This is a genomic window from Acutalibacter sp. (genome assembly GCF_056800975.1).
In genome coordinates this window covers 1-2,455 of sequence record NZ_JBQISV010000163.1, presented here as the reverse complement: position 1 = coordinate 2,455, position 2,455 = coordinate 1, and the positions used below count along the sequence as shown (strand labels likewise).

At 57.0% G+C, this 2,455-nt stretch carries 3 protein-coding genes; all 3 read right to left on the bottom strand.

Annotated features, from left to right (window positions below):
• Positions 1-9 precede the first annotated feature (9 nt).
• The 3 genes from scfB to scfA all read right to left on the bottom strand — a co-directional run bounded on the left by scfB (position 10) and on the right by scfA (position 2,292).
• On the bottom strand, positions 10-1,431 hold the full coding sequence (gene scfB, locus ACTO5E_RS10805) for a thioether cross-link-forming SCIFF peptide maturase (protein ID WP_482303556.1): 1,422 nt from the start codon (positions 1,429-1,431) through the stop codon (positions 10-12).
• A 132-nt stretch (positions 1,432-1,563) separates the two neighbouring features.
• The gene (locus ACTO5E_RS10800) at positions 1,564-2,079 is read right to left on the bottom strand and encodes a hypothetical protein (RefSeq protein WP_482303554.1); all 516 of its coding nucleotides are present in this window, start codon (positions 2,077-2,079) and stop codon (positions 1,564-1,566) included.
• A gap of 72 nt (positions 2,080-2,151) precedes the next feature.
• Positions 2,152-2,292 (bottom strand): six-cysteine ranthipeptide SCIFF, encoded by a 141-nt coding sequence (gene scfA, locus ACTO5E_RS10795; protein WP_087393998.1) that lies wholly within the window; start codon positions 2,290-2,292, stop codon positions 2,152-2,154.
• Positions 2,293-2,455 lie beyond the last annotated feature (163 nt).

The following is a 2,455-nucleotide window of genomic DNA, read 5'->3' as shown; positions in this document are numbered from 1 at the left end:
GCTTGGTTCTCAGCAGCGGCAGAGATTACAGTCTGTATTATCACATCCTGTATTCGGCCGCTCCCCCATGCCGGCCGCGATAGCATTGAGGGCAATCGCACACTCCAAACGCTTGCGCTCCATCGCGCAGGCCACCTCGTTGGACCTTGTTATGTCGCCATTGACAAGCAGATTGGATGCGGAGCATCCGCCGCTGCAATAGAACCTCGCCCAGCACTCCCGGCAGGCGGGACGGGTATAGACATTCTGCTGGGCAAATTGTCCGGAAACCTCCATATCAAAGGAGCCGTCGTAGACGCTGCCCATGCGGAACTCCTCTTTTCCCACAAACTGGTGGCAGGGGTAGATGTCTCCGTCCGGCGTGATGGCCACATACTCGCAGCCAGCGCCGCAGCCCCGCAGCCGCTTGATGACGCAGGGGCCCTGGGACAGGTCCACGTTGAAGTGGAAGAAATTGATATCCTTCCGCTCCAGCAGGGCCTGGGCCAGCTTCTCGTACTCCTCCTCTACCCTGCCCAGGTCCTCCTCACGGATGGCGTAGGGGTCGTCAGCCGGGCCGCTGCACGGCTCCACCGACACGTGCCGGAAGCCCAGATCCCCCATGTGGAGGACGTCCTGGGTGAAATCCAAATGCTCTCGGGTAAAGGTGCCCCGGACATAGTAGTCCTTGGCCCCACGCTGGGCCACCAGCTTCTGGAACCTGGGCACGATCACCTCGTAGCTGCCCTTGCCGTTTATGGAGGGCCTCATGTGGTCGTTCACCTGCTGGCGGCCGTCCAGGGAGAGGACCACGTTGGACATCTCCCGGTTGACGTAGTCGATGGTTTCATCGTCCAGCAGCACACCGTTGGTTGTGATGGTAAAGCGGAACACCTTGTCATGGGTTTTTTCCAGGGAGCGGGCATACTCCACCGTTCCCTTCACTACGTCCATAGCCATCAGAGGCTCGCCGCCGAAGAAATCCACCTCGATGTTCCGTCGGTTTCCAGACTTGGCCGCCACCCAGTCAATGGCCTTTTTGGCGGTATCCAGGTCCATGGTCATCCGGTGGCCAGTGCCGAAGTCGCCGGTGGAGGCGAAGCAGTATTTGCACCGCAGGTTGCAGTCGTGGGACACATGAAGGCACAGGGCCTTGACCACCGCCGCCTTGGGCAGGGCCATAGCGGCTTCCGGGTCAATGTACTCGTCGGTGGTGAAGAGCAGTCCGGCCTGCTGCAGCTCCAGCAGCTCCCGCCAGCCCTCCTCCAGGTCGGCCCGGCTGTACTGGGACAGCTTGTCCGCCAGCCCTTGGGGCAGCTCCTCCCCCAAAGGCCCCTCCCCTGCCCCGCTGAGCAGGTCATAGGTCAGCTTGTCCAGCACGTGGACCGCCCCGCTGTTGATGTCCGCCGCCAGGTATTGGCCCAGGGCGGTAAAGGTATGTACGGTTGTCATGTCATGTTCTCCTTTCTGTGCATTCTTTTTCTTTGAAAAGAAAAAGAATCAAAAAGAAACTTTTGGGAAAAACTTCGTTTTTCCTCTCAATCATAGTATGAAAGCATGATCTTAATAAGCGGCGCTCCCCCTTCAGTTGTTGCAGATGTGGCATCCAAAAATGGAGAGCAGGGTTTGATGTCTGGAACACCTGGGAAACCCGGACATCACCGGGTCAGATGGGTCTGATTCCGCCAGCCACTCCTCCAAAACGCCCGGCTGAATTTTGGAGTGCTCCATTTTGGACAGCAGCTCCGCGAAGTGGTCCAGGCAGGGAAACAGTATGTCCTCATTGGGGCGGTAGTTCAATTTTTCCCAGCCCAGCCGCTCTTTTGCCCCCAAGGCCACCCGGAGCAGAAATGCCCTATCCTCTTCAAAGGTATTTAAATCCCAGGGCATTTCCCACAGGTCGAAATCTACCGTTCCTGCTCCCACCCTACTCTGGTCCTTCTCCGCCAGCCACACGATCAGCCGTTTTTCAGAGACGGTTTTGGCCAGCGCCGAGCCGCTGAGAATCAGCACATTCAAAAAAACATCGGTCAGCCCATTGCTCATTTGCAGAAGCCCGCAGCCACAGGACTGGGGATTTATTCCAATTATGTTCGCCATACGTCCTCCCCAAATAACCGGACACAGCAAAAAGGCAGGCGCGAAAGCGCCCGCCCTTTCAGGCTTTGTGATTTACTTGTTCTCGCACTTCTGGTTGGCGACGGTGCAGGAAGTCTTGCAGGCGGACTGGCAAGAGGTCTGGCACTCGCCGCAGCCGCCCTTGGCAGCGCTGGCCTTCAAAGTGGCTCCGTTAAGCGTCTGAATGTGCTTCATTGGTATCTCCTCCTATACTAGATTGCTTACGGCAATGTACTTTCTGCCATAATGAAAGCATTATAGCATATGATTTCAGGAATTTCAATCATCTTTTTCTTTTTTTCTTGGGTTTTCTCGCCAGCAGTCCGGGGATGGCTCCGCCGCACAGGCAGGCGCACAG

Bases quoted from the DNA above. Each gene is read 5' to 3' on its own strand.
- scfB (WP_482303556.1), bottom strand. From the start codon at position 1,431: ATGACAACCGTACATACCTTTACCGCCCTGGGCCAATACCTGGCGGCG.
- ACTO5E_RS10800 (WP_482303554.1), bottom strand. From the start codon at position 2,079: ATGGCGAACATAATTGGAATAAATCCCCAGTCCTGTGGCTGCGGGCTT.
- scfA (WP_087393998.1), bottom strand. From the start codon at position 2,292: ATGAAGCACATTCAGACGCTTAACGGAGCCACTTTGAAGGCCAGCGCT.